Origin of the sequence: Burkholderia sp. Ax-1719, assembly GCF_011753055.1 — a bacterium.
Lineage (GTDB): Bacteria > Pseudomonadota > Gammaproteobacteria > Burkholderiales > Burkholderiaceae > Paraburkholderia.
Map to the genome: position 1 here is coordinate 223,390 of NZ_VWWJ01000005.1, position 18,289 is coordinate 241,678.

Consider the following 18,289-nt stretch of genomic DNA (forward strand, 5'->3'; position numbering starts at 1 on the left):
GCCTCACGCTGCTGGAAGTTTCCTTTTGGAACGTGGCGATTTGGCGGTCGCAACGGGCGCGGCGGTGACGACTTCGGCAGCCTCAGGCGCGCCCGGCACCGTCTCGCCGGTGGACATCCAGAGCACTACCGCGTCCTCCTTGCTCGTGGACACGGCGTAGTGGCCGGTGCGGCTGTCGAAGTACAGGCTGTCGCCCGCTTCCAGATGCGTGGGCGTATACAGCTCAGTGTGCAAGCAGACGCTGCCGCTGATTACGTAGATGAATTCCTCGCCTTCGTGGCGTCCCCAGTCGTCGAACGCGTCAACCGAATGCGCGGTGATACGCACCAGAAAAGGCAGCATGGCCTTATGCGCAAGTTCGGTGGCAAGCAGTTCCATCGAGTAGCCGCGATACGCGTGCGGCTTGCCTGCGCCGCGCCGCGTGAGCGCGCGACGGCCACCGGAATCGAGCTTCGGCGTCGAGCCAAACAGTTCGCCCAGATCGATCTTCAAACCCGCGACGATTTTTTGCAGCACATCGAACGTGGGCGACATCAACCCGTTTTCAATCTTCGATAGTGTGGAACGCGATACGCCGCACACGCGGCTGGCGTGCTCGATCGTCAGATCCTGGGCGAGGCGCGCGGTGCGGACCCGGCGTCCCAGATCCGTGGTCGATGAAGCTGCCGATTGCGTGTGCGTAGTGTCCATGAGGGAAAAGGGCGTGTGGGTATGTTCTGGCACGTTTCCGATCATAGCAAAGCGTCGCCTTTAGGAAACATCGGCCAAATGGCTAACGTTTGCAATCGATGCGTTGTTTTAACGCGCTTTGGTGGCACTTTTTGTCGCACTTCGGGCGTTCATGGGCGTGAATTGACAATGTTTGAAGATCGGCGCGGATCTTTATCGCTGTCAGAACTGTCTTTCAATATAGTAAGGATGTGAGTGGAGCCTCGTCGAGGCGTCCCGTTGCACTATGCGGTGATCCTTACTATTGATTTGAATGCTGAAGATCAAGCAAGGAGAAGGAAATGCGCGACGAACGTCTCGAATTACTGTTGGCCATCTCACGAGAAACGCTGGGTGTCGAGCGCTTCGAACTGACGGGCAAGCAAACCGCCGACTACCACCTGGTGAGTTCGGACGACGTTGGCCGCGCGCTCGAATCCGCTTATGACGCAGGCTTGATCGTCGGACATCGCATCGGCCGCGCCGAATGCGTGGAAGAGTCTTAGTCGAAACCTGCTGTCCTTCGATGCCGGAGTTTGACGCTCCGGCGTTCCCCTGAATACATTCCCTCTAAAGACATAAAGGCCGCCCATCGTGTTGGGTGGCCTTTGTCGTTATACGCAGCCACGCGGGTTGCGTGGTGCTCTTCATTTCCTATCGGAAACCCGTATCTTTGCAGTCTGTTTCCTAAAGGAAACTTCAGCCCGTGGCTAGGTTTTCTAATCAAAATGCCTGCAGTACAAAGCGGAATGGCTGCTTGTTAGTCGATATTACGTCTGTCATACACGCTCAATGCCGTCTTGATGCCCTTTCGACGCCCGTGTATAGTCGCCTCACCAGAGTTTTGTTTCTTATCGGAAATAAAGGATCGGTCATGGACGCAACACGCATTCTTGCTGACCTCGGCATTTCAGAAGAGGCCAGGTCGGGTGACATCGAGGTGAAATCGCCGATATCCGGCGAGGTGATCGGGCGGGTGGCAAGCCAGTCGGCGGCAGATGTCGACGCAGCGCTGGCTCGCGCGCATCAGGCGTTTCTGCAGTGGCGAAACGTACCGGCGCCGCGACGCGGAGAACTCGTGCGGCTGCTGGGCGAGCGCCTGCGCGAGCGCAAGGAAGCGCTAGGCAGTCTGGTCTCGCTGGAGGCGGGCAAGATCCTTCAGGAAGGGCTAGGCGAAGTCCAGGAGATGATCGACATCTGCGACTTCGCGGTGGGCCTCTCGCGGCAACTCTATGGCCTGACGATCGCGTCGGAGCGGCCGGGCCATCGCATGGCCGAAAGCTGGCATCCGATGGGCGTGTGCGCCGTGATCTCGGCATTCAATTTTCCAGTTGCGGTGTGGTCCTGGAACGCGGCGCTCGCGCTGGTCTGCGGGAATCCGGTGATCTGGAAGCCCTCGGAAAAAACGCCGCTTACCGCGCTGGCCGTCCAGAAGATCATGGACGATGCGTTGCGCGCATTTGGCGATGCGCCTGCGGGCCTCGCATCGCTCATCGTCGGCGGACGCGACGTTGGCGCGAAGCTCGTGGCCGACCCGCGCGCGGCGATCGTGAGCGCAACCGGCAGCACGGAAATGGGCCGCGCGGTTGGCGTCGCGGTGGCGCAGCGCTTTGGCCGTTCCATCCTGGAACTCGGCGGCAACAACGCGGGCATCGTGACGCCCAGCGCCGATCGCGAACTCGTGTTGCGCGGGATTCTCTTTTCGGCAGTCGGCACGGCGGGGCAACGTTGCACCTCACTGCGCCGTCTATTCGTGCACGAGAGCGTGTACGAAGCGACTGTCGAGCGCCTGAAGCAGCTTTACGCCAAGGTGCCGATCGGAAACCCGTTGCAGGCCGGCACGCTGATGGGGCCGCTGATCGATTCGCATGCATTCGAAGGCATGCAGTCGGCGTTGCAGCAGGCGCGTGAGGAGGGCGGCACGGTGACGGGCGGCGAGCGGGTTCAGGTTGCGGGTCTGGCCAATGGCTATTACGTGCGTCCCGCGCTGGTGGAAATGCCGACGCAAAGCGCGATTGTCCTGAAGGAAACGTTCGCGCCGATTCTCTACGTCATGAAGTATCGCGACTTCGACGATGCCGTCGCGGCGAACAACGCCTCAGCGCATGGTTTGTCGTCGTGCGTGTTCACGACTGACCTGCGCGAGGCGGAGCGTTTCCTTTCGGCATCGGGCAGCGATTGCGGCATCGCGAACGTGAATATCGGGCCGAGTGGCGCGGAAATCGGCGGCGCGTTCGGCGGCGAAAAGGAAACCGGCGGCGGTCGTGAGTCCGGCTCGGATGCGTGGAAGGGCTATATGCGACGCGCGACCAACACGGTCAATTATTCGTCGGCGTTGCCGCTTGCGCAGGGCATCGACTTCTCGCTCGATTGATCGTTAGAAAAGCAAAAGGCGGGGCGATGCAGCAATGCGTCGCCCCGTCTTCGTTTTCGTGCGTTTATTTTGGATTGCGAATCAAGAAGCCAGGCGGCGCAGCGGCTCGAACGACCAGCTGTGCGGCACGCCGTGCACGGCGAAGAACCACGCGGCCACCCATGATGCCGCGATCACGATCAGATCACAGCGGCCGCTGCGCCAGAGATTCAAAGAATGTCGCCGCGCGATCCACGGCACGCCAAGCGGATTTGGCCAGTCGGCGAACAGATGAATCACGCCGCCGCACGCGAAGCCAAATGCGGGCGCGGCAATCAGCCAGTGCCCCAGTTCGCGATACGAGCCTAGCAGCAACGCTATCCAGCCAAGACCCCAATGTGTGAGCGTGCGATGCGTGATCCACAGCTTGCGCTTCTTGCGCCACCACGCGACTTCCAGCCAGTCGGGTGCAGTGCCGCCGAATACGCCTGCAACGAAGGCCAACGCCGCAGCGAGATGCCAGGGGGTGTCCGCTCCCGCGTGCGTGACGATAGCTGCGGCGATGACGCCGGCGGCCCAGCCGGTGGCGTGATGTGCGGACCCAGAAGCCATGAAGCGATGTCGTGCAAAATCTTAAGAGGGCGCAATCTTCGCAGATGTGACGACATCATGACAGAGGCTTTGTGCGAGTTTTTCGCTCGCACAGCGTCGTTAGTTGCAACGAAAGAAAATAAGTTGAAATCAGGTCGTGCAACGCGCGACATCGAAGCGCATTTCGGCTTCAGGCGGATCATCCGAACTCGACGCGCCATGCGTCACACGGATCACCGAACCATAGCCATTCGGTGTGAGCGAGACGAAGTACGACGCATCCGAACGCGAACCAATTGCGAGTTCCATCGCATTGCCGTTGCGCGATTCATGCACGCTCGGCAAGCGGTCTTCAAGGCAACTCGCGATCGACGAAGGCGAGCGTGCCGATGACGCGTAGATCATCGTTTCGCCGTTCGAGGCGGTGCTGGATGGCGACGATCCGCAGGCTGCGATCAGTGCGAGCGGAAGGGCGGCGATGAGGCGTTGCGTGAGGGTGTTCATAAGCGGTGTGACCCATGCTGAGCAGGACGCAACGCGAGATGCGCTGCGAGTACGTGCTTAGGAGTATACGCACGCGTTCGCCGACGCAGTCTGATCGAGAAGTAAAAAGATGCAACTGCGCGAGCGCTAGCGCTCATTGCTTCGCGAGGCCTGCGCGACAAAAGTTGCCGATACGAAACTGAAAGAATGCGCTGAAAACACACGCGACGCGCAAGCGAAATCATCGAATGAAAAAACGCACATGCGCTCGTGCCGCCTGTGCGTTTTGCTGGAGCCAGGCAAGACAGCGGATTGCGCCGCTTGCCCGATGATTCCCGTGTGCTTTAGAAGCGGTGACGCAGACCGATGGTTGCAGCGATCTGGTTGTTGGTCGACGAAGGCGACAGCGTGTTGATTGCCGCGACGTTCGCCACAGCCTGGCCCGAGGCATTCACACCCATCGAACCCGAAGCATGCTGGTACACACCGGCGACGTACACGTCGGTACGCTTGCTCAGCGAGTAGTCGCTGCCGATCATGACCGTATGCCACTTCGGGCTCTGGTCGCCGTTGCCCGTGCCGGTCACGGTGCCGTCGGTGAACGTGTACGAACCCACGAGGGCGAGCGCCGGCGTCAGGTGGTACGCGCCGTTGAGTTCGAAGTTGTCCATGTGCAGGTTCAGGCCGCTCACGCCAGCCAGCGTCGCGCCGCCGCTCGACAGGCTCTGCAGTCCGTCGATCTGCGAATGCGACCACACGAAGCCGACTTGCGCCGGGCCGTAGGTGTAGTTCGCGCCCGCGCCGAAGGTGCGTTGCTGGCGTGCCGAAATGTTCTGGTCAGCCGAAGCCGCACCGCTCGTGTTGCCGCCCACGGTGCCGGAGTTGTTCAGTTGCAGGTAGCCAGCCGCCACGTTCAGCGGTCCATTGCTGTACGACGCGCCCGCGCTCCATGCGCGGCTGTTCGCGAAGCCGTCGGCCTGGTTCGAGAAGCCATACAGGCCGCCGAACTGCAGACCCGAGTAGTTCGCGCTCGAGTACTTGACCGCGTTCTTGATCGAGAACGACTGGGCGAAATTGTCGTTATCGAACGGGTGGCCCGCGAGGTTGTTGCCGAAGCCCGCGCCGGCTTCCGAGAGCGGGGCGAGGTACTGGTTCATCGAGTCATACTGGCGGCCGAGCGTGACGGTGCCGTACTGGTCGCTTTGCAGGCCGACGAACGCCTGGCGGTTGAAGCCCGAGTCGCCGTTCTTGTAGCCGCCGTTATTGAGGTTGAAGCCGCTTTCCAACGTGAAGATCGCCTTCAGGCCGCCGCCGAGATCTTCAGCGCCTTTCAGGCCGAAGTAGTTGTTCGACATTGCACCGCTGCCTTGCGCCCACATGCTGTGGCCGCCCGCGTTGTTGGCATACACGATGCCTGCGTCGAGCGAGCCATACAGGGTCACGCTGCTTTGCGCGTGAGCGCTCATTGCGAATGCACCGAGAACGCCAGCGAGGATAAGGGTTTTTTTCATGCTTTTTAACTCCGGACAGTACTTGGGAATCTCACGGAATGCGATTGCCTGGCAATGCGATCCGTGGTCTGACGATTCGAGGGCAAGTGTATTCCGGTGATTTCGCCGATTGGTTTTATTGGGCGCAACAATACTTTCTGAAATTTGTAATAGCCGAATTAATGCGCGTAAGTAATTGCGTATAAAGGTATTTTTCTTAATCGTGAGAGATGCGACAAAATGTGACAAGCCCGATTTTGTTGCGCTGGTACTACGGCTTTATTGTGCTTGTGTGGCGGCGGATTGGCGGGATCGGGGGATTTTTACGCGATATTTCTGCCGTTTTCTGAAAGGTACTGTTCCAGATTATGCGTTCTATAGGCATCGGTCGCGGCGGTACAATTCGTTCGCCCCTTGACCAAGGGTGGTCTTTTTTCATCTGTTTTACGCGGCTCTCGGGCCGCGTTTTTTTTGCGTTGATATAAATCATTGATGGTTCAATCGACGCGCGAAAGATAGTGTTGCGTAAAACGAAATAAGGTCTGACGCTTGAAGATTGCGTTCATTACCGCATCGGGTATCGGCGATTGAGTGTTATTTGATGGGTATTCGAATGCCGGTCATTATTGAAACGTCAGTTTTCTGATTGCGCGGATTATCGGTTGACAGGCGTTCTGCGCAAGCGGGCCGCTGATCGCAAGCAAGCGACGGGCGGGGAGTGCGACCGCCGTTGCGGCGCTTGCGGGTAAAATCCTGCCCCTGCCCGCTGAAATCGGGCAGGCCCGCAGAACCCGATGGAACCCGCCATGACCGATGCTTCGCCCGCCGCTTTCCCCGACGACGCCCATGAAACGCCCGCCGACGACGATGTGATCCAGGATCCGCGCCTGTGGCGCAAGGACGGCTGGACGGCGCGTGTCATCAAGAACGAGGACGACGACGGTTGGGCTGTCGCGATGATCAAGGACGGCGAGCCGGAGCCCGCGCTGGTCGGCCCGTGGACGATGGGCCGCGACAAGAAGAATCCGAAGCCGCTCGATACCTCGGCATTCAATACGCTCGTGAAGACGGCGTCGGAAGTCCTGCGCCGGCACGAACAGCAGTTGCATGCGCTGTTGCACAAGCGCGTTGGCCTGCAAACCAATGATGGCGACATCGATGTCACGCTCGACATCGTGCCCGACGAGTACGAACCCTACGCCGTGCTCACGGCGCTCGACGCCTTTGGCGAACAGCTCGCGCAGGTGCGCGTGGCGCCCAGCTTCAAGCTGACCAAGGCACGCGCCGAATCGTGGGCCGAGGGCGGATTCGGGCGCATCGAGTAAGACACTCGCGCGCCGGGGCGCTCAATCCTGCTGGCAGAAAATGGCGGTCAGCAGCGGCCCGGCGTGATGGACGATAGCCGTATTGCCGACCGCATCGAGGGCGGCCTGCACCTTGCCCTGCGTGCCCACCACCACCGCGCCATAGGCCGAACGGGCGATCGGCTTGCCGTCGCCGGTCTTGAACAGCGGATCGTCCTGCTGGAAACCCACAATCGCAAACACGCTGAAGCCGTAGGCGGTCAGATGCTGGCCGTGCGCGGGCCAAAACGCGTTAATCGAATTTTTCTCCACGCGCATGGGCTTTTCGTCGATCAGTTTCTGGTCGAGCAAGCCGGAAACGAAGTCGTGCGCCGACTCCTTGCAGGTGAGGGCGTCGTCGAGGGCGGCGGCGTGGCCGGCGAGCGGTGCGAAAGAGAGCGCCGCGAGCAGCAGGGCAGCGAGGGAATGACGTTTCATCGAAATTCTGGGCGATCTGGGTGCGTCGGCGCCGCACGTAGGCGCGAAGCCGGGGCCGATGCGAAGGGATGCACTGTACGCGGGTTTGCCGGAGCGTGCTCGCGGGGCCGCATCGGGCGTGTCCAGATCCTGTCCGATCTGATCGAGGCAAACGTTCGCCCACTCAAGGGCGGACATTCTTTTCTCCCGTTCGTCAGGAACCATGCGCGCTCTGTAGGGTGGCGGTAAAATTGATGCATTCTGAATGAATTATCGCCTTGGTGCGGTAAAAAGTGCCGGTATGGCGGGGAATCATACCAGGGCGCACAGATGCTCAAGAAAATCGCCCGGACGCGCCCATCGCAGGCGTCGAAGTCCGAATAAAACCAGAACGTGCAATATGAAAAACACCGCGCTCGCCGCGTCGGCCTTCCTGGCAGTCGACGTCTTACTCGTCGTCTACATCGCCATGCTCGCCTACGGCTTCAGCATTACCTCGGGGGCGTGCAAGGCGCTTCAGGCCGACTCCGGCGCCATCACGGAACTCGCCGACCTCAAGACCGTTTGCCAGCAGCAAACCGATCCCGTGAGCTGGCTGACGCTGGCATCGGGCAGGCTGTTTCGCGGCTAGGACGTTGGCGCGGCGCGTCAGCGCAAACCAGGCCCGGCTATCTCAAGAAAACGACACACTTCCGGATCGATGAGTTACACGTAAGTGTGCTAGGCCCGAGAGCATATCGAGACGGCTTACACTATACTTCCCGGTTATGACTGGAAAAGACCAACCTGCGGAAACGCTACCGCGATCGGTGCCGCTTCCGCGCACGTGGGATGCGCGCGCGGCGCGCTGGCTCGTCACGCCTCTCGTGCCGACCCGCGTGACTCCGAATCACCTGACGACCCTGCGCCTTTTGATCGGGCTCGCTGGCGCCTTCTATCTGGCGCGCGGCGATTTCCTGCACGTCAATATTGGCGCATTTCTGATCGTTTTGTCGAATTTCGTTGATCACACCGACGGCGAACTCGCGCGAATCAGCGGAAAAACCAGCCGTATCGGGCATTTCTACGATCTCGCTGCGGACGCCGCCACCACCATCCTGCTGTTCTTTGGCATGGGCTATGGCCTGGGCGTCGCCGCCGCCTCCGGCGCGACTGCGGCCGAATGGCGCGTGCCGCCGGCCGTGCTCGGCGGTATCGCCGGGGTGGCCGTCGCGGTAATCTTCTTCCTGCGCATGCGTATCGAGGAAATGGCGGGCAAAGCCGGCACGCAGCAGGCTTTTGTCGGCGGTTTCGAAACGGAAGACGTGCTGTATCTCCTGCCGCTCGTCACCCTTACCGGTATCGCATCGCCGTTCGTCGTGGCCGCGTCCATTGGCGCGCCGCTGTTTGCGGCTTACGTGGTGTTCGACTATTGGCGCGTGACGCGTCGCGCGGTCGGCAAGGAAACCAGTCAGGTTTGGATCAGCAGATGAGTGTGCAAGCAGAAGAAGAACAGGCAGTAATGGGCAACGCGCGTGGCGACGCCACAGCGGCGGCCGGCGTGCCCGATGCCTCGATTGGCCGCGCCCTGGGCGGTCTGGATTCGGCGCGTCTGCGCGACGAATACGTCAATCAGGGTTCGTTTCTGTATCTCTCCGAATTCCTGCCTGCGGACGCCACGCAGCGGCTGATCGACGCCGCTAATGCGCTGATGCCCGAGGTCAACCGCAATTTCATTCCCGGCCACAAGGCGGGCGGCAGCGTCAGCCGCCATACGATCGACCGCCTTCAGCCTTACATCGCCGAGCTATACCGCTCGCCGAAGCTGATCGCCTGGCTCGAAAAGATCACCGGCGACAAGCTCCAGCTTTCGCCCGAGGACGATCCGCACGCCTATGCGCTGTATTACTACACGCGCGCGGGCGATCACATCGGCTGGCACTATGACACGTCGTATTACGACGGCCGCCGCTACACGGTGCTGCTGGGCGTGATCGACGACTCGTCGTGCATTCTCGATTACGAACTGCACACCCGCGACCAGAACAAGGCCGATGAACCCGGCGCGGTGCAATATCCGCCGGGCGCGCTCGTGCTGTTCGACGGCGACAAGCTGCGCCACCGCGTCACGGCCAGCCGCGAAGGCGAGGTGCGCGTTTCGCTCACGTTCGAATACGTGACCAACCCGAATATGCGTCCGTGGCGGCGTTTCATCTCGAACATGAAAGACGCGATTGCGTACTTCGGCTTCCGCCAGGTGTTCCGCAAGGCGCTGCAATCCGCCACTGGCGGCGCGCGCAAGACCGGAGAGCGGGTGTGAGTCGTGTTGCCATCCTGCTGCTGTCGATCGGCACGGCACTCTTTATCGCGCTGCTGGCCTGGCAGGGCCTGGGCTCGATAACGAGCACGCTGGCGGCTGCTGGCTGGGGACTCGCGCTCGTCGCGGCGTTCCACGTCGTGCCGCTCGCGCTGGATGCGGGCGCGATCGCGGTGATGTTCAGGAAGGGCGAGCGCGTCGATCAACGCGACGCGCTGCTTGCGCGCTGGACCGGCGAATCCGTCAATAGCCTGCTGCCGGCTGGCCAGATCGGCGGCCCGGTGGCAATGGTGCGTCAGCTGGCGCAGCGCGGCATGGCCATGCGCGACGCAGCGGCAGCAATTACGGTCAGCACGACGCTGCAGGCGGTCGCGCAGATCGTCTTCGCGGTGTTCGGCATCGCGCTCTTTTCCGCTTATGCCGCCAATGGCGCGCCGCGCGATCTCGGCGTCGCCGCCATGATCGCCACGGTCGTGCTCGGCGGCATGATCGCGCTGTTTTACGTGGCGCAGCGCCGCGGCCTGTTTGGCCGTTTGCTGCGTCTCGCGGCGAAGGTGTTCGGCAAGCGCGACTGGTCGTCGCTCGCCACGCGCGCCGACGCCATCGACGCCGCCGTCAAGGATCTCTACGCCGAACGCGGCCGCGCCGCGGCCAGCTTCGCGCTGAGTCTGGCGGGCTGGCTCGTGGGCACCGCGGAAGTGTGGCTCGCGCTGCATTTCCTCGGCCATCCGGTTGGCTGGATCGACGCGCTGCTGCTGGAAAGCATCGGCCAGGCGATCCGCGGCGCGGCTTTTGCCATTCCCGGCTCGCTTGGCGTGCAGGAGGGTGGTTATCTGCTGCTCGCGCCGCTCGTCGGCCTGCCGCCCGAGGCGGCGCTCGCGCTCTCGCTCACCAAGCGCGCGCGCGAAATCGTGCTCGGCCTGCCGGGCCTGCTGTATCTGCATCTGAGCGAACGTAGCTGGCAACGCCGGCGCGCCCCGCGCGTGCCCGCTGTCGAAATCGCCGATTGACCTTTTTCTCCCAAGGAACGTTGCGCATGCGCGCCATCATTCTCGCGGCAGGCCTCGGCCTGCGCCTTCAGCAACGCGCTGGAGAACAGTTTCCGAAATGCCTGCTGCAATTCGAGGGCGTGTCGCTGCTCGAACGCCATCTGCAGATGCTCGAATCGGCGGGCGTCACTGAAGTTGTGCTCGCGCTCGGCTTCCAGCCCGAGCTGGTCGAAGCCGAACTCAAGCGCATCGGCTGGCCGCACAAGGTCGAAGTGGTGCTGAACCCGCGCTTCGATCTGGGCAGCGTGCTGACGGTGCATCGCACCGCCGAAGCGATGACGCGCGGCGGCGACGTGCTGCTGATGGACGCGGACGTGCTCTACGACGAGCGCGTGTTCGCGCCGCTGGTGGCCGGCGAGGCGCCGGCCAACCGTCTGCTGATCGACCGCGACTTCGAAGCCGGCGACGAGCCCGTGAAGCTGTGCCTGCGCGACGGCGTGCCGGTCGAGCTGCGCAAGCAACTGGCCGTGGGCCTGCAGTACGACACCATCGGCGAATCGGTGGGCTTCTTCCGCCTGAACGAAGCCACGGCGAAGCGCTTCGCGCAGATCGTCGAAGGTTATGTCGATACGGGCCGCGCGAACCTGCCGCACGAAGAAGCGCTGCGCGATCTGCTGCTCGAACGCGGCGCGGAATTCGAAACGGCCGACGTCACCGGCGCGCCGTGGATCGAGATCGACTTCCCGAACGACGTGACGCGCGCCGCCGAACAGGTGCTGCCGCAACTCACGCCGGTTGCGAGCCGCGTCAAGCAGGTTGCTGAATAAGCGCTGCATGATCGCGTCGCTCTGATGCGCAGACAGGCCACCGTCACAGGTGGCCTGTTTGTTTTCGCGCACCGCTTCATCTGTTGCCGTCTGCCCGTTTTCCGCAACACAGTGCCATAATGGCAGCTTTACGCCATCAGCCGCGCTGATTGTCGTTCCTGCCCATGCCACTAGCCCTCGGCGCTTTCATCGTTCCGCTTATCGTTGCGTGCTCGATGTTCATGGAGAACGTGGACGCGACCGTCATCGTCACTTCGCTGCCCGCGCTGGCCCGCGATCTTGGCCAGGATCCCATTACCCTCAAGCTAGCCGTCACGAGTTATGTGATCGGCCTCGGCGTATTCATCCCGATCTGCGGATGGGTGGCCGACCGCTTCGGTTCCCGCAATGTATTTCGCACGGCCATCGGCATTTTCATGACGGGCTCGCTGCTGTGCGCGGCCTCGCGCTCGCTCGAAATGTTCGTGGCCGCGCGCTTCGTGCAAGGCATCGGCGGGGCGATGATGGTGCCGGTCGGCCGCATCATTATTTTCCGTTCGCTGCCGAAATCGGACTTCATTCGCGCCGTCAACTATCTGACCGTGCCCGCGCTGCTCGGTCCCGTCGTCGGGCCGCCGCTGGGCGGTTTCATCACCACGTATCTGCACTGGCGGCTGATTTTCTTCGTCAATATTCCGATCGGCGTGCTGGGCATCTGGCTCGCGAACCGGCATATCGCCAACATGCATGAAGAGCATCCCGGGCCGCTCGACTGGACTGGCTTCTTTCTTTCGGCGGGCGGCGCTTCGCTCTTCATGCTGGGGCTTTCGCTGGTGGGCGGCGAGCTGGTTTCCAATACGAAAGCCGTGACGATGTGCGTGGTCGGCGCGCTTTTGCTAGCGGTCTACTGGTTTTACGCGCAGCGCGCCGAGCGCCCCGTTCTCGATCTGAAATTTTTGCGTATTCCCAGTTTCAACGCGAGTGTGGCGGGCGGCTCGCTGTTTCGTATCGGACTCGGTGCGGTGCCGTTTTTGTTGCCGCTCGCGCTGCAGGAAGGGCTGGGCATGACGGCGTTCGCTTCGGGCGCGATCACCTGTGCATCGGCGTTCGGATCGATCTTTATGAAGGCGATCGTTTCCGGCGTGCTGGGGCGCTTCGGCTTTCGGCGCACGCTGATCGTCAACGCGGCGATTGCCGGTGCGGCCATTGCGATCTACGGTGCATTTTCGCCGGGCACGCCAGTGTGGCTGATCTGGCTTGTCGTGCTGGTGGGCGGCATTTTTCCCTCGCTGCAGTTTTCCGGCCTCAATTCGCTCGCCTATGCGGATATTCCCAGCAAGGACATTGGCCGTGCGACGAGCGTCGCGAGCGTGATCCAGCAGGTCTCGCTTGGCCTTGGCGTGACGATCGCGGGGATCGTGCTGCAGGTTTCGCATCGGATACAAGGGCATCCGACCATCGTGTGGTCCGACTTCTGGCCGGCGTTTCTGGTGGTGGGCCTGTTTTCGGTTGCGTCGATTCCCGTCACCTTGCGCCTGCCTGCCCATGCAGGCGACGAGATCGCACGCGGGCGGCGCGGACAGGCCTGAGCGCAGGGTTGATCGCAGGCATTGGAGCCTGGCGGCTATCGGCGGATGGCCGGATCGCAATCGTTTTCTGTGCGTGCTATAAGCGTTGAGACCGGGTCACAAGCCAGGTGTTAGCTGGGCAAGAACGCGTTATACGATGAACCGAATCATGGAGGTCACTCAATGAAGCTGGTCGATAGAACGAAAATATCCGCTGCCGCTCTCGCACTCGTTTCACTTTCCGCCTTATCCGCGGGCTTTCTCGAAGCCACGCCGGCCTTTGCCAAAGACACGCAACAACATCCCGCGGTATTGAATGCTTCGGCGGTGGCTGTCGCCGACAAATTCGCCGCCGATGCCGCCGAACAGATCTTCAAGGAAGGCGGCAATGCCGTGGATGCGGCGGTTGCCATCGCCTTCTCGCTCGCCGTGACGTATCCCGAAGCCGGTAATATCGGCGGCGGCGGTTTCATGACGCTCTATGTGAACGGCAAGCCTTATTTCCTCGACTATCGCGAGCGTGCGCCGCTGGCCGCCACGCGCACGATGTATCAGGACGAGCAGGGCAACGTGATCCCGGGCAAGAGCCTCTATGGCTATGACGCCGTGGGTGTGCCGGGCACGGTCGAGGGCATGTGGGAAGCGCAGAAGCGCTTCGGCAAGCTGTCGTGGAAGCAGGTGCTGCAGCCCGCGATCAAATACGCACGCGACGGCTTCGTCGTCGACGAACTGCTGGCGAAGCGCCGCGAGGAAGCGTCCAAAGAGTTCGACGGCAAGACCAACTTCGATCAGTACTTCGGCAACATGAAGGTGGGCGAGACCTTCAAGCAGCCCGATCTCGCCAATGTGCTCACGCGCATCGCCAATCAAGGTGCGAAGGACTTCTATGACGGCAGGACCGCCGACCTGATCGCGGCTTCGATGAAGGGCCACGGCCTCATCACGAAGCGCGATCTGCAGGAATACAAGGCTGTCTGGCGTCAACCGGTGGAGGCCAGCTGGAACGGCTACGAAGTCATCACCGCGCCGCCTCCCAGCTCGGGCGGCGTGGGTCTCGTGCAACTGCTCAAGATGAAGGCTGATCTTGCGCCGCAATTCAAGGATGTGCCGCTCAATTCGCCGCAATACATCCATCTGATCGCGGAAATCGAAAAGCGCGTGTTCGCGGATCGTGCGCAATATCTTGGCGATCCTGACTTTTACAAAGTGCCGGTCGCGCAACTGACCGACGACGCCTATATCGCGAAGCGCGCCGCCGAAGTCGATCCCGACAAGCCGTCGGACACTAAGAGCGTGCAGGCGGGACTCGGCACCTCGATGCCGGAAAAGGCCGAGACCACGCACTTCTCGGTGGTCGACAAATGGGGCAACGCCGTGTCGAACACCTACACGATCAACGGCTACTTCGGCTCGGGCGTGGTGGTGCCGGGCGCGGGCATCGTGCTCAACGACGAGATGGACGACTTCTCGGCCAAGCCGGGCGTGCCGAATATGTTCGGCGTGGTCGGCAGCGATGCGAACGCGATTGCGCCGAAGAAGCGCCCGCTGTCCTCGATGTCGCCGACGATCCTCACGAAGGACGGCAAGGTGTCGCTGGTGATCGGTACGCCGGGCGGCTCGCGCATCTTCACGTCGATCTTCCAGGTCATCAACAACATCTACGACTTCAATATGCCGTTGAAGGATGCGGTGGGCGCGATGCGCTTCCATCATCAATTGCTGCCGCCCAACACGATCTTCTGGGAGCCGTACGAGCCGATCAACGGCGATCTGGCGAAGCAGGTCGAAGCCAAAGGCTATGTGCTGAAGGGGCAAGACTTCAACGGCGATATCCAGGCGATCCGCATCGACGGCGATACGCCTGAAGCGGCTGCCGATCCGCGCGGACGCGGTGTGACGCGTATCGTCCAGTAACGCGCCTGGACACTGCCGGTCATTGCTACCGGTTGCGCGTGCATCGTGTTGCCGATAGGCAATTTTTGCTGCGCAAGTTTTCCTGAAATTCGATCGGCATAGCGATGCACGGGAGTCGGATAAAAACTCGCATGCGATGCACGTTTGTTCGCGGGATATCCTCTTTAATGAGGATTTCAGCGCGAGGTGCATCGCGTAGGATGCAAGCTCCGGCGACGTGAACACCCAGCCGGCGTGTGTTTGACTGGGCAGCTTCGGCTGCCCATTTTCTTTTTCTCTCCTGATTTTCCCTCGGTGTTGCGTGCCTGCACGGCGGCTTGAACTCGCCAAAACCGCTATTTAAGCTATAGCGTTTGCGGCGGCCAACGAGGACGCGTGCAGACCGTCATTGGCCCCAGGATTCCACTATTTGGGCTGGTACGTCACCGTCAATCGGAACATCCACGCAGAGCACTTGCGCCCGCATGTATCTGACAAGCCGCGAACTGGCGTTGCTCGCCGACGTCTTCAAGCTGCTGGCCGACCGCACCGTGCCGGAGGCGGTCTTACGGCTCGAAGTGGGGCGGCGCATGCTCGATTTGCTGCGTGCGGATTTCCTCGGTTCCTATGTGTGGGACGACGCGCAGGGCCTCTTCACGAACCGCGTCGCCATCAATATGTCCGCCGACAATCTCGGCGATTACGAGCGCTACTTCCAGTACCGCGATCCGCTCACGCCGCGTCTGCAGCCGCATCGCGTGGCGGTGCGCGTGACCGATGTACTCGCGCACGAAGAACTCGCGAAAACCGAGCTATTCAACGATTTCCTGCGCCGCGACGGGCTGCACTGGGGCATGAATCTGTTCGCCTGGGATGGCGAAACCAACATCGGCGATCTGCGCATCTGGCGTGCCGCGCATCGCGAGAATTTTTCCGATCACGAACTGGCGATGCTCGATCTGATCCGACCGGCGTTTACCGCTGCGCTGGCGCGCTCCCGTGGCGAGGCAGCCGAGGCGCAGAGGCTACCGGACGGAGCGTTCGCTCCGCCGGTTGACGGCGATCCCATCGCTCGCCTGACGCGGCGCGAGCGCGAGGTCGTGACGCTGGCCGCCGAAGGCCTGCTGGATAAGGAAATCGCGCAACGGCTCGGGATTTCCTATACGACCGTGCGTACGCATCTCGATCGCTCGTTTCAGAAACTTGGCGTCAGCAACCGGTCGCGTCTTGCGCGGCTGTTGCATCTGCCGCGGCGTTGACAGTGGCCGTTGGCGCGCTGGCTATGCGTGGGAGATACACGGACTATTGAGCCGCCTGCATATCCTCGCGTGCAGCGTCGATCAAGGCCAGTGCGGTCTGTGCGTTGCCGATACGCTCCACGGCAAGCAGCGCAAAGCGCGCGAGAAAAAGCGGCGCGCTGGCTTCGCCCAGATCGGTCATGGTCTTGCACAGCCGCGTGTAGACCGCGTCGAGTTCGCTGTCGGTCATGGTGTTCTCCTGTTTCGTATTGTCGATTTGCTCACGCGTACAGCGCATGTTGGAGCGCGTCGTGTGCACGCTGCGCGAGCGTTGTGCTGCTGCCTTGCCAATGGCCCAGTACGTGACCGTCGGGCCGCACGAGATAGAGCGTATTGGCATCCGCGCCGTACATCGGAAAGAGGCGGCCCGTGTGATCCCAGGCGCAGCGACGCGTGGCATCGACGGGCGCGCATCGAGCGAGCGGCACGAGCGTGAGCGACACCGTGCATGACGTTTCCAGCGCGGCCAACTCCGGCGGCACGTCGCCGCCATCGCTGAAATAAAACGCCGTGAACTGCGGGCCGATCAGATCGGTGATGTGGCCGACGCGCTCGCCATCGCCAACGACGCCTCCGACGATCGTGATGGGGCATTCGGGCAGCACGGCACCGGGCACGGGCCCGCTGGCGAGCGGATCGGAAACCGCGTTGAGCGGCGAATCCTTGTACGCGATCGCCGATGTCTGGCGCGGATTGATCAGCGAACGCACGCCCGGATGACGCGTGGCGAGGCTCAGTACCGCCGTGCGCATCAATTCGAAGGCGAACGAGGGCGGCGCCATGAATTCCGTGCTCTTCGTGCCGTAGCTGAGGTTTTCATGCGCGGCGAACACGCGCTCGTCGGAATAGCTGTCGAGCAGGCGTGCATCGGCGCGACCGTTGACGACCGAGGCGAGCTTCCAGGCGAGATTGTCCGCATCGTCGATGCCGGAGTTTGCGCCGCGCACGCCGAAGATCGGCACGAGATGCGCGGCGTCGCCAGCAAACAGCACGCGTCCGTGGCGATAGCGTTCGAGCGTGAGCGCGTTGGCCTTGTAAATCGTGATCCAGATGGGCGACCAGGCGGAAGTTTCGCCCATCATGTCGAGCAGGCTTTGCACGCGCGGCATCACATTTTCGGGCTTCACGGCGGCTTCGGCGTCCTCACCGTCGCGCAGCTGATAGTCGATGCGCCAGACGTTGTCGGGCTGCTTGTGCACGAGCACGGTCGAACCGGGATTCGAGGCCGGATCGAAATACGCAAGGCGCTCGGTCGGCCGCGCGCTGTCCAGCAGGATATCGACGATCACATAGCGGCCTTCGTAGCTCGTGCCCGTGAGCTTGAGGCCCAGCGCCTCGCGCACGGTGCTGCGTCCGCCGTCCGCCGCGACCAGCCAGTCGGTCTGCGTCTCGTAATCGCCCAGCGGTGTCGAGAGCGTGAGCGTCGCGCCATGCGCGTCGTGCTGCACCGAAGTCACTTTCGTGCGCCAGCGAATGTCGATGAGATCGGCGTGGCGTTCGGCGGCGTCGAGCAGGAATTGCTCGATGTGGTATTGCGCGAGATTGACCATCGGCGGCAGCTTCTGGTTCTCGTCCTGCGGCATGGTGAAGTGCAGGACTTCATTCTCGCGATAGAAGCTGCGCCCGCCGGTCCACGGCAGACCTTTGGCGAGAAAGCCGTCCAGCGCGCCAAGACGCTCGATGATCTCCAGGCTGCGGCGCGAAATGCAGATGGCGCGGCTGCCTTCGCATACCGACTCATCGGCTTCGATCAGCACCGAGCGCACGCCATGTTTTGCGAGGCCCAACGCAATGGCGAGTCCAACCGGACCGCCGCCGACGATCGTGGCGGCGTGACGCCGTGTTTCGCGGCCATCGACGAGTTCGGGCAGGCGGGCGTCGTACTGCTTCGCCACAAAGGGATAGGGCTTGAATTGCGCGTGCATCGAGTCGCTCATCGCACGTTGTCTCCGATAGGAAATTTTTGTTCGCGCGCGGCGCAAGGCGCGCCACGCGGCGCCGCGGGCTTCGTCAGCTCACGGCGATGCAGCGAGTATGGCGGGCGAGGGAGGCGG

The 18,289-nt window shown here is 62.1% G+C and carries 18 protein-coding genes; 11 read left to right on the forward strand and 7 right to left on the reverse strand.

All coding sequences use genetic code 11. The features are described 5' to 3' along the window. Nucleotides 1–3 precede the first annotated feature (3 nt). The gene (locus F3J17_RS12580) at nt 4–690 is read right to left on the reverse strand and encodes an XRE family transcriptional regulator (RefSeq protein WP_167058354.1); all 687 of its coding nucleotides are present in this window, start codon (nt 688–690) and stop codon (nt 4–6) included. Nucleotides 691–1,010: 320 nt separating this feature from the next. Here F3J17_RS12580 and F3J17_RS12585 point away from each other — a divergent pair, with 320 nt between their 5' ends. Together F3J17_RS12585 and F3J17_RS12590 are read left to right on the forward strand one after the other, a co-directional pair. Next, entirely contained in the window at nt 1,011–1,214 is a 204-nt protein-coding gene (locus F3J17_RS12585) for a hypothetical protein (RefSeq protein ID WP_167058357.1), read from the forward strand. Between the two features lie 368 nt (nt 1,215–1,582). After that, nucleotides 1,583–3,082: an aldehyde dehydrogenase family protein gene (locus F3J17_RS12590; RefSeq protein ID WP_167058360.1), complete on the forward strand. Its 1,500-nt coding sequence runs from the start codon at nt 1,583–1,585 to the stop codon at nt 3,080–3,082. Between the two features lie 81 nt (nt 3,083–3,163). On the opposite strand, the gene F3J17_RS12595 is transcribed toward F3J17_RS12590, so the two are convergent. The 3 genes from F3J17_RS12595 to F3J17_RS12605 form a co-directional block, all read right to left on the reverse strand. After that, nucleotides 3,164–3,673: a metal-dependent hydrolase gene (locus tag F3J17_RS12595; RefSeq protein ID WP_167058363.1), complete on the reverse strand. Its 510-nt coding sequence runs from the start codon at nt 3,671–3,673 to the stop codon at nt 3,164–3,166. A gap of 129 nt (nt 3,674–3,802) precedes the next feature. Continuing rightward, nucleotides 3,803–4,156 carry a sugar ABC transporter ATPase gene (locus F3J17_RS12600; protein WP_167058366.1) on the reverse strand — a complete coding sequence of 118 codons (354 nt, stop codon included), beginning with the start codon at nt 4,154–4,156 and terminating at the stop codon, nt 3,803–3,805. A 323-nt stretch (nt 4,157–4,479) separates the two neighbouring features. After that, nucleotides 4,480–5,646 (reverse strand): porin, encoded by a 1,167-nt coding sequence (locus F3J17_RS12605; protein ID WP_167058369.1) that lies wholly within the window; start codon nt 5,644–5,646, stop codon nt 4,480–4,482. A 785-nt stretch (nt 5,647–6,431) separates the two neighbouring features. Here F3J17_RS12605 and F3J17_RS12610 point away from each other — a divergent pair. Continuing rightward, entirely contained in the window at nt 6,432–6,950 is a 519-nt protein-coding gene (locus F3J17_RS12610) for a hypothetical protein (RefSeq protein WP_167058372.1), read from the forward strand. Between the two features lie 21 nt (nt 6,951–6,971). Here the strand turns inward: F3J17_RS12610 and F3J17_RS12615 are convergent, their stop codons facing one another. Further along, the gene (locus F3J17_RS12615; RefSeq protein ID WP_167058374.1) at nt 6,972–7,406 is read right to left on the reverse strand and encodes a hypothetical protein; all 435 of its coding nucleotides are present in this window, start codon (nt 7,404–7,406) and stop codon (nt 6,972–6,974) included. Nucleotides 7,407–7,785: 379 nt separating this feature from the next. Here F3J17_RS12615 and F3J17_RS12620 point away from each other — a divergent pair, with 379 nt between their 5' ends. The 8 genes from F3J17_RS12620 to F3J17_RS36465 all read left to right on the forward strand — a co-directional run bounded on the left by F3J17_RS12620 (nt 7,786) and on the right by F3J17_RS36465 (nt 16,196). Beyond that, nucleotides 7,786–8,016, forward strand: coding sequence for a hypothetical protein (locus F3J17_RS12620; protein ID WP_167058377.1), 231 nt, complete (start codon nt 7,786–7,788; stop codon nt 8,014–8,016). Between the two features lie 136 nt (nt 8,017–8,152). After that, nucleotides 8,153–8,857, forward strand: coding sequence for a CDP-alcohol phosphatidyltransferase family protein (locus F3J17_RS12625; protein ID WP_167058380.1), 705 nt, complete (start codon nt 8,153–8,155; stop codon nt 8,855–8,857). Next, nucleotides 8,854–9,684: a 2OG-Fe(II) oxygenase gene (locus F3J17_RS12630; RefSeq protein ID WP_167058383.1), complete on the forward strand. Its 831-nt coding sequence runs from the start codon at nt 8,854–8,856 to the stop codon at nt 9,682–9,684. The genes F3J17_RS12625 and F3J17_RS12630 overlap by 4 nt, the downstream gene beginning before the upstream one ends. Next, nucleotides 9,681–10,691: a flippase-like domain-containing protein gene (locus tag F3J17_RS12635; protein ID WP_167058386.1), complete on the forward strand. Its 1,011-nt coding sequence runs from the start codon at nt 9,681–9,683 to the stop codon at nt 10,689–10,691. Before F3J17_RS12630 ends, F3J17_RS12635 begins: the two co-directional genes overlap by 4 nt. Before the next feature lie 26 nt (nt 10,692–10,717). Then, nucleotides 10,718–11,497 carry a phosphocholine cytidylyltransferase family protein gene (locus F3J17_RS12640; protein ID WP_167058388.1) on the forward strand — a complete coding sequence of 260 codons (780 nt, stop codon included), beginning with the start codon at nt 10,718–10,720 and terminating at the stop codon, nt 11,495–11,497. Between the two features lie 164 nt (nt 11,498–11,661). Further along, nucleotides 11,662–13,065 (forward strand): MFS transporter, encoded by a 1,404-nt coding sequence (locus tag F3J17_RS12645; RefSeq protein ID WP_167058392.1) that lies wholly within the window; start codon nt 11,662–11,664, stop codon nt 13,063–13,065. Nucleotides 13,066–13,227: 162 nt separating this feature from the next. Then, nucleotides 13,228–14,958, forward strand: a complete 1,731-nt coding sequence (ggt, locus tag F3J17_RS12650) for a gamma-glutamyltransferase (RefSeq protein WP_167058395.1) — start codon at nt 13,228–13,230, stop codon at nt 14,956–14,958. A gap of 464 nt (nt 14,959–15,422) precedes the next feature. Then, on the forward strand, nt 15,423–16,196 hold the full coding sequence (locus F3J17_RS36465; protein WP_167058397.1) for a LuxR family transcriptional regulator: 774 nt from the start codon (nt 15,423–15,425) through the stop codon (nt 16,194–16,196). Between the two features lie 43 nt (nt 16,197–16,239). On the opposite strand, the gene F3J17_RS12660 is transcribed toward F3J17_RS36465, so the two are convergent. Further along, nucleotides 16,240–16,425 carry a DUF2783 domain-containing protein gene (locus F3J17_RS12660; protein ID WP_167058400.1) on the reverse strand — a complete coding sequence of 62 codons (186 nt, stop codon included), beginning with the start codon at nt 16,423–16,425 and terminating at the stop codon, nt 16,240–16,242. 31 nt (nt 16,426–16,456) lie between these two features. Continuing rightward, nucleotides 16,457–18,160, reverse strand: a complete 1,704-nt coding sequence (locus F3J17_RS12665; protein ID WP_167058823.1) for an FAD-dependent oxidoreductase — start codon at nt 18,158–18,160, stop codon at nt 16,457–16,459. Nucleotides 18,161–18,289 lie beyond the last annotated feature (129 nt).

What these genes read in the sequence shown, in the direction of transcription:
- F3J17_RS12610 (WP_167058372.1), top strand. Translation starts at nt 6,432, where the DNA reads ATGACCGATGCTTCGCCCGCCGCTTTCCCCGACGACGCCCATGAAACG.
- F3J17_RS12630 (WP_167058383.1), top strand. Translation starts at nt 8,854, where the DNA reads ATGAGTGTGCAAGCAGAAGAAGAACAGGCAGTAATGGGCAACGCGCGT.
- F3J17_RS12585 (WP_167058357.1), top strand. Translation starts at nt 1,011, where the DNA reads ATGCGCGACGAACGTCTCGAATTACTGTTGGCCATCTCACGAGAAACG.
- F3J17_RS12620 (WP_167058377.1), top strand. Translation starts at nt 7,786, where the DNA reads ATGAAAAACACCGCGCTCGCCGCGTCGGCCTTCCTGGCAGTCGACGTC.
- F3J17_RS12605 (WP_167058369.1), bottom strand. Translation starts at nt 5,646, where the DNA reads ATGAAAAAAACCCTTATCCTCGCTGGCGTTCTCGGTGCATTCGCAATG.
- F3J17_RS12595 (WP_167058363.1), bottom strand. Translation starts at nt 3,673, where the DNA reads ATGGCTTCTGGGTCCGCACATCACGCCACCGGCTGGGCCGCCGGCGTC.
- F3J17_RS12615 (WP_167058374.1), bottom strand. Translation starts at nt 7,406, where the DNA reads ATGAAACGTCATTCCCTCGCTGCCCTGCTGCTCGCGGCGCTCTCTTTC.
- F3J17_RS12665 (WP_167058823.1), bottom strand. Translation starts at nt 18,160, where the DNA reads ATGCACGCGCAATTCAAGCCCTATCCCTTTGTGGCGAAGCAGTACGAC.
- F3J17_RS12625 (WP_167058380.1), top strand. Translation starts at nt 8,153, where the DNA reads ATGACTGGAAAAGACCAACCTGCGGAAACGCTACCGCGATCGGTGCCG.
- F3J17_RS12645 (WP_167058392.1), top strand. Translation starts at nt 11,662, where the DNA reads ATGCCACTAGCCCTCGGCGCTTTCATCGTTCCGCTTATCGTTGCGTGC.
- ggt (WP_167058395.1), top strand. Translation starts at nt 13,228, where the DNA reads ATGAAGCTGGTCGATAGAACGAAAATATCCGCTGCCGCTCTCGCACTC.
- F3J17_RS12600 (WP_167058366.1), bottom strand. Translation starts at nt 4,156, where the DNA reads ATGAACACCCTCACGCAACGCCTCATCGCCGCCCTTCCGCTCGCACTG.
- F3J17_RS12640 (WP_167058388.1), top strand. Translation starts at nt 10,718, where the DNA reads ATGCGCGCCATCATTCTCGCGGCAGGCCTCGGCCTGCGCCTTCAGCAA.
- F3J17_RS12660 (WP_167058400.1), bottom strand. Translation starts at nt 16,425, where the DNA reads ATGACCGACAGCGAACTCGACGCGGTCTACACGCGGCTGTGCAAGACC.
- F3J17_RS12580 (WP_167058354.1), bottom strand. Translation starts at nt 690, where the DNA reads ATGGACACTACGCACACGCAATCGGCAGCTTCATCGACCACGGATCTG.
- F3J17_RS12590 (WP_167058360.1), top strand. Translation starts at nt 1,583, where the DNA reads ATGGACGCAACACGCATTCTTGCTGACCTCGGCATTTCAGAAGAGGCC.
- F3J17_RS36465 (WP_167058397.1), top strand. Translation starts at nt 15,423, where the DNA reads ATGTATCTGACAAGCCGCGAACTGGCGTTGCTCGCCGACGTCTTCAAG.